Genomic DNA, 7,027 nt, shown 5'->3' with positions numbered 1-7,027 from the left:
TATAGGCCATAGCGCATTTTCCTTTGGCGAGAAAGATGCCTACTATAGCAACTGACCGCCTTTCTTAGAAATTGCACTTATTAGGCGAATCCAAGTTTAATATTTAATTTTTTTCTAAATAGTAGTAGGAAAACTCAGGGATACCAGTATCGTAAATATAATTAACCTGAGCTCGGGATAAGCAGAATAAAAAAGAAGGGAACTAAAAGCGGGTTCGGTGATCAGATCTTTTGACCAAAAAAGAAACTTTTCACTCAGGAACCCGCTATGCATAATTTAGTCAACTTATTTTGTCATGTCGATGATTTTTGCCAGAACTTCATGCCCCAATGGCAAAAATATTTGATTGAAAGTGGTGAACGTCAACGGTTACGCCAAGGACGGATGACACCCAGTGAAATCATGACGATTATCATTGCCTTCCATATGTCTCATCAACGTGATTTCAAGCATTTTTATATTGGATTTATGATGGTATATCATAAAAAAGATTTTCCAACGATGCTCAGTTATACCCGTTTCCTTGAGGTGATGCCCACGGTATTGGCGCCATTGAGCGCATTTTTCACCCATCTTAAAGGCAAATCGACAGGTATGGAATTTATTGATTCTACAAGCATTAAAGTGTGTCACAACCTCAGAATACCCGGGCATCAAGTGTTTAAAGAGACGGCGGCAAGAGGAAAAGGCACGATGGGATGGTTCTACGGTTTTAAGCTTCACATGATTATTAATCATCAGGGGGAAATCGTTGCAGTAAAACTGACACCCGCCAATATTGATGATAGGGCCCCCGTCAAAGAACTCTCCAAAGGACTTTTAGATAAACTTTATGCAGACAAAGGTTACATCAGCAAAGCCTTGGCAGAAGACTTAGAAGCAGAAGGGATAACGTTGGTGACAGGGCAACGAAAAAATATGAAGCCCAAACTGCTAGCCGCTTGGGATAGGGCCATGTTAGCAAAACGATTTATTATTGAAACAATCAATGATCAACTCAAAAATATTACCCAAATTGAGCATTCACGTCACCGCAGTTTGCACGGTTTTATGCTGAATTTACTGGGCGGGTTAATTGCCTATTGCCTGAAACCGAAAAAGCCATCACTAAATATCACCCATGCTGAAAAAACAGGCCTTCAGGTGATGGCTTAAACCGATCTCAGGTTAATTAAATAACGCATTTATAAAATAAATAATAGGTGGAATATAAATCACTTTTCATAATAGTGCTCCACTCATTTTTTGTATTCCGGGCTTTTGCTGCGATGAAAACGATCGTAAAAAGACATCGACGTGATTGAGTAATTGCCACATAAATTGACAACAATGATTCCGAGTCACGGTTTCATGAAGTGATTGCCATAACCGTTCTATTTTATTCAACCAGGGAGAATAAACCGGTAAAAATAACAGTGTGAACTTGCCATGTTGTGCCAGCCAGTTTTTGACTTTGTGACTTTTATGAATGCAGTAATTATCTAAGATTAACGTGATAGTTTCCGCATGGGGATGACGGGCATTTAGTTCATCTAACATTTTGATAAACAAATCAGAATTCTTTTTTTCTCCTTTTACGTAAGTGACTTCTTTGGTTTGCGCATTGAGGCAGCCTGCCAGATAATATTTTTCGTTTTTTCCCGGTGTGACTATGCGTTTTTGCTGGCCTTTGAAATACCAATCTGCCCCAATTTTAGGGTTTAAATGGATTAACACCCATCGAAGCCTATACGGGGCGCACATTGCACTTATTGTGTTAATCCAGCCTTCCAATCCATATAACCTAAACCCTTTAACCCAGCGATTGACAGAAGAGCGGGCGGCATGAAGGATTTTAGCGACTTTTGTCACAGTAACACCTTCATTTAACAGCAGTAATGCAGTTAATCGGCGGGCATAGTCCTTGTCGCGAGTTTTATGGATAAGTTTTTTCATTTTTTGGCATTTATCGTGGGGGATAGATGTTATTATTGGCATCACTCAGTCCGGGTTGTGGTTTGGGATTTTTTGCAATTGATCAGATCGCAAAAATCGGACTGAGTTCCCTTCAAGGGATCTACTATTTTGAAAATTTATTTATAATTCATTATATAAAAGTATAAGCGAGCTTACTTTCATATTAAAAAAATCGCTTTTATTATTGCATGAATTCATCATTAATAGTAAATGATGGATTCCCGATTAAAAACAAATTTGATCATTAGGAGATAATTTTGATCCACGTAAAAATTGGCCAAGGTAGATCTATTAATTATGAGATCGGAGCCTCTTGTTTATTTTATGATAAGTTATTACTAATCTTTTCATTTCCTGATGGGAAAATCATCGAAACCTCTCTACTACCTAATAGAATCTCTTTTTCAAAGAATAAAAAATTAATTTATGATAAAATATCTTTATTTGAAAAAAGATTCAACGAAAAAATCATCATAAGCAATCCTAATAAGATCTTATTTATAGGGTTTATTTTTTTCTATTCATGTTTGATTTTAAAAAATTTAATAACTAAATTTTTCATGCCAAACCAATGGATCATAGCATACCGAAAATCTGGAAATTCTAATTGGATAAAATTAAAATACAAAAAAAACGAACTGATGGCAGACCCTTTTATTTATTATTACGATAATAAATATTATGTATTCTATGAGGCATTAAATTACAATGTAAATAGAGGATATATTGCCGTAGGCGAATTAGATACAAATAAAAATAAACTCATAAATGTAAAAACGATAATTGATGAGAGTTATCATCTATCTTTTCCTTATATATTTAAAATTAATGATGAGTTATACATAATTCCTGAATCATCAGAAAATAATACTATTGATCTCTATAAATGTATTGAATTTCCACATCGTTGGAATAAGGTAAAAACTCTTATCGATAATATTCAGGCAGTTGATACTATTTTGGTTGAAAAAGAAGGTATATGGTATTTATTCACAAGCGAAAAAGTACCCGGTGCTTCTTACGGAGATGAACTGAGCATATTCACTACAGAAGATCCATTGACATTACCATTTAAAAAAATATCAGATATTCCATTTGTCAATGACATTTCTTTAGCACGTAATGCTGGTGCTATTTATATGGATAAAATGGGGGGAGTATATAGAGTATCTCAAGATTGTTCTCGCCGATATGGATATAAAGTTAATATAATGAAAATTAATGAATTATCCCGAAATGTCTATTGTGAAGAACTTGTATCAAAATTAGATTTGCCTAAAAATGCTATAGCAATGCACACATACAATACTTCCAACGGAATAGAAATTACAGACCTAAAAATAATCAATAAAGATCTCTATTCATTAATAATAAATGCATTTAGAGTTTTAAAAAGAATATTCAGAAAACGTTAACATGAATAGAACAATTACAATAAATGGCATATATAAACTAGTTTTGAATTTATTTAGATTCACTCTGCCAGCATTAATTATACCCTATATATATCGTACACTATCTCCAGATAATATTGGTGCAGTTAATTATGCAGAAAGTATTTATGCATATATAAATTCCATAGCAGTATTAGGACTTTCTTATTACGCTATTAGGGAACTTGGCAAGATAAGGAATGATAAAGAAAAAGCCTCTGAACTATTTTCAAATATATATTTAATAAATATATTTACTGTTTTATTATCTTTGATAATATATTTATTTATCATTTTATTTTTTATAACCAATCAAAAAGTACATGTAATATCACTTATACTAATATTTAAAATACTACTTCTTGCTTTAGATATTGAATGGGTAAATGAGGCCTATGAAGAATATAAATTCATATCATTAAAAACAATGTGCTGCAGAGCAGTTTCGTTAGTATTAATGTATTTATTGGTAACTGCAAAAGAAGACTATATTATATATGTTTGGTTAAATATTCTTTTTGATGCAACTAACGCATTAATTTCATTTTTATATATTTTATTATATAAAAAAAATGTTTACTTCTCTATAAAGCTAATAAAAATCGGTTTTTTAAAAAAACATTTTATAAAGGTATTGTCAACATTATTTATTATCGATATAGGATTTTTCTTTTTTAGTTTTGATAAAATAATGCTAGGTTCATATTCTTCAATTGAGGAAGTTGCTTTCTATAGCCTAGTAGAAAAGATAATATTAATTATTGTTGTTTTTTCTTCAACTCTGACTCAAGTAACTTTACCTAGATTATCCATACTTGCAAACTCTGATAAAAAAGAATTTATTGAATTGGTGCAACGTATTTTCACAGCATTAATGATGCTAATAATACCTTCTTTATTTGGTGTTTTATTTTTATCTAAAGAAATCCTCTATATATTTGGTGCTGCTGAATATACAAACGCTACTCCTGTAATAAAGATTTTTGTTTTTTATATATTAATTTTTTCCATACTAAAGATATTAGGAAGTCAAATTTTATTTTCTTTAAACAAAGAACATTTTTTCATAAAGTTATTAATAATTTTTAGCCTTATAAATATATGCATAAAATTATATATCAAAGAACACTTGACAGCCGAAAATAGTATATTGATAACAATGATACTTCTTTCTATTTTATGCTTTTTTCTTTATATCCATATATATTATATAGAAAAAATAAAATTTAAAATTTTTAATAGAAGTGTTGTTATTTATATTTTAGCTTCTTTACCAATAATGATTATACCTTTTATTCGCAAATATTTTGATAGCATTCCTACTTTTACTGTATTAAGTGTAATATATTCTTCTATTCTCTATGCTATAATTCTTATCTTCACAAAAGAACATATTTCACAAGGATTAATAAAAAAGATATTCAAAAAAACACAATGATTACTTTAATAAATATATAAATCGTTTTATCTGTAAAGAAGGTATAAAAATGATCAAAATAATAGGTGGCTCAGGATTTATAGGTTCTCGCCTTGCAGCTCAATTAGAAATTTACAATATTCCATTTCAAATAATAGATAAAAATAAAAGTGATATTTTCCCTAATAAATGGGAATATGGTGATGTTACTAAACCAGAAACCTTATATAAATCTTTAGAAAAGGCATCAATCATAATTAACTTAGCCGCAGAGCACAAAGATAATGTTAATCCAATCAAACTGTATTATGACGTAAATGTTGATGGAGCAAAAAATGTTTGTAAGGTGGCAGAACAGTTGAACATAAAGCATATTATTTTCACTTCTTCTGTGGCAGTTTACGGTTTTGTAGAAAAAGAAACTGATGAGAATGGTGAGTTTAATGCTTTTAATCACTACGGAAAATCAAAACTAGAAGCAGAATATGTATATGATGCTTGGCAAGTAAAAGAAATAGATAGAACTTTAGTGACAATTCGCCCAACTGTAGTTTTTGGCGAGAATAACAGAGGTAATGTTTATAACTTATTTAAACAAATTGCCTCTGGTCGATTCTTAATGATAGGCTCAGGAAATAATAAAAAATCAATGGCATATGTTGAAAACGTTGCTGCGTTCTTAAAATTCTCAACGAGTTTTAAATCGGGTCATCATGTTTTTAACTATGTTGATAAACCTGATTTCACAATGAATCAATTGACAGAAGTTATTTGTAGTTCTCTGGAAAAACCCAAATCTAATATCCGTATACCGTATCCAATCGGAATATTAGGAGGCTATTTCTTTGATATTTTATCTAAGATTACAGGCAAAGAATTTCCAATCAGTAGCATTCGTGTGAAAAAGTTTTGTGCCCGTACGCAATTCAAATCCAGTAGTATTTTTGAAACAGGATTTGTGCCACCTGTTACACTTGAACAAGGAATAGCCAATACAGTTAAGACTGAATTTAAAAATTCATAAATAGCCTGTTAAATTTTCTATTATATTTATTCGGACAGACAGTATCCAAGTCTTTAATGTGCTGTCCGCAAATATATAATTTACTTTAGGTAAAGTATAGTGTTAATGCAAGTGAATAATAAACTGTCAGCAAATTTCTATGGATTATTCTCTGGGGTATTTTGGGGATTAAGTGGTGTTCTTTTAGCTTTGTTATTAAAAGATAATACACTTGCTTCCTGTTTTCTTATTCCTATAATTATTGCGTGCCTAAATGATTTAATTTCATTCGTATACATGTTTTTTTATCTCTTATATCAAAAAAAACATCAAGAAATATTATCTATTTTAAAAAATAAAAACTATTTAATTATTACTATAGCTGCCATATTTGGTGGTCCTATGGGAATGTCTTTTTACATTTTAGCTATAAAGTATATTGGTATAGGCTATACTGCCACTATTTCTGCATTGTATCCAGCTATTGGCACTTTAATATCATTTTTTTTATTGAAAGATAGAATTCACCGAATAGGATTATTAGGTTTGTTGTTGTCTATAATTTGCACAATGATTTTAGGTTATTCAGCTTCTACTCAAGTTGTATCTGGTTGGATAGGTTTTCTTTTTGCTTTCTTGTGTGCATTAGGGTGGGGTTCTGAGGTTGTAATCAGTTCTTACGGTATGAATAAAAATATTCCTTCAGATATTGCTTATTTTATAAGACAATTATCATCTTCATTAGGTTATATTATTCTTATTGTGGTATTCGTTCATTCTTTCCCTAGTGTACTTCATATTTTATCAGATATAAAATTAACTACCTTATTACTTACAACTTCTTTAATGGCTACTATTTCCTATCTTTTTTATTATCGAGCTATAGAAAGTTTACTTCCTATTAGAGCTATGGCTTTAAATATCACTTATTCTGTATGGGCTGTTGTCTTCGCATATCTAATTATAGATGAACCAATATCTATAAATTTATTACTTATATGCACTGGTGTTTCTGTAGGCTCTTTTTTAACAGCAGTTAATCCTCATAATATCAATAAATTAGTATTTTTCCTTAAATAAAAAACAAATTCAAATGTTGATTTAGGCTCCTGATTTAAAGATACTTGGATTCGCCTAATAAGTGCAATTTCTAAGAAAGGCGGTCAGTTGCTATAGTAGGCATCTTTCTCGCCAAAGGAAAATGCGCTATGGCCTATA

At 30.8% G+C, this 7,027-nt stretch carries 6 protein-coding genes; 5 read left to right on the top strand and 1 reads right to left on the bottom strand.

The window, feature by feature from the left end; genetic code table 11:
- Nucleotides 1-267: 267 nt before the first annotated feature.
- A complete protein-coding gene (locus tag BM329_RS13695; RefSeq protein WP_092554270.1) occupies nucleotides 268-1,155 on the top strand; it encodes an IS982 family transposase in 888 nt (295 codons plus the stop codon).
- Between the two features lie 66 nt (nucleotides 1,156-1,221).
- On the opposite strand, the gene BM329_RS13690 is transcribed toward BM329_RS13695, so the two are convergent.
- Nucleotides 1,222-1,977: an IS630 family transposase gene (locus tag BM329_RS13690; protein WP_092554267.1), complete on the bottom strand. Its 756-nt coding sequence runs from the start codon at nucleotides 1,975-1,977 to the stop codon at nucleotides 1,222-1,224.
- Between the two features lie 236 nt (nucleotides 1,978-2,213).
- Between BM329_RS13690 and BM329_RS13685 the strand changes: the two genes are divergently transcribed.
- The 4 genes from BM329_RS13685 to BM329_RS13670 all read left to right on the top strand — a co-directional run bounded on the left by BM329_RS13685 (nucleotide 2,214) and on the right by BM329_RS13670 (nucleotide 6,889).
- A complete protein-coding gene (locus BM329_RS13685) occupies nucleotides 2,214-3,371 on the top strand; it encodes a glucosamine inositolphosphorylceramide transferase family protein (RefSeq protein WP_092554263.1) in 1,158 nt (385 codons plus the stop codon).
- 1 nt (nucleotide 3,372) lies between these two features.
- A complete protein-coding gene (locus BM329_RS13680) occupies nucleotides 3,373-4,827 on the top strand; it encodes an oligosaccharide flippase family protein (protein ID WP_092554260.1) in 1,455 nt (484 codons plus the stop codon).
- A gap of 49 nt (nucleotides 4,828-4,876) precedes the next feature.
- Nucleotides 4,877-5,830, top strand: coding sequence for an NAD-dependent epimerase/dehydratase family protein (locus tag BM329_RS13675; protein WP_092554257.1), 954 nt, complete (start codon nucleotides 4,877-4,879; stop codon nucleotides 5,828-5,830).
- A gap of 105 nt (nucleotides 5,831-5,935) precedes the next feature.
- Nucleotides 5,936-6,889, top strand: a complete 954-nt coding sequence (locus tag BM329_RS13670) for a DMT family transporter (RefSeq protein WP_245759096.1) — start codon at nucleotides 5,936-5,938, stop codon at nucleotides 6,887-6,889.
- The last annotated feature ends 138 nt before the right edge of the window (nucleotides 6,890-7,027 follow it).

The organism is Xenorhabdus koppenhoeferi (assembly GCF_900116635.1).
Classification (GTDB): Bacteria; Pseudomonadota; Gammaproteobacteria; order Enterobacterales; family Enterobacteriaceae; genus Xenorhabdus; species Xenorhabdus koppenhoeferi.
This window is presented reverse-complemented; position numbering and strand designations above follow the sequence as displayed.

What these genes read in the sequence shown, in the direction of transcription:
- BM329_RS13670 (WP_245759096.1), top strand. Translation starts at nt 5,936, where the DNA reads ATGCAAGTGAATAATAAACTGTCAGCAAATTTCTATGGATTATTCTCT.
- BM329_RS13695 (WP_092554270.1), top strand. Translation starts at nt 268, where the DNA reads ATGCATAATTTAGTCAACTTATTTTGTCATGTCGATGATTTTTGCCAG.
- BM329_RS13680 (WP_092554260.1), top strand. Translation starts at nt 3,373, where the DNA reads ATGAATAGAACAATTACAATAAATGGCATATATAAACTAGTTTTGAAT.
- BM329_RS13675 (WP_092554257.1), top strand. Translation starts at nt 4,877, where the DNA reads ATGATCAAAATAATAGGTGGCTCAGGATTTATAGGTTCTCGCCTTGCA.
- BM329_RS13690 (WP_092554267.1), bottom strand. Translation starts at nt 1,977, where the DNA reads ATGCCAATAATAACATCTATCCCCCACGATAAATGCCAAAAAATGAAA.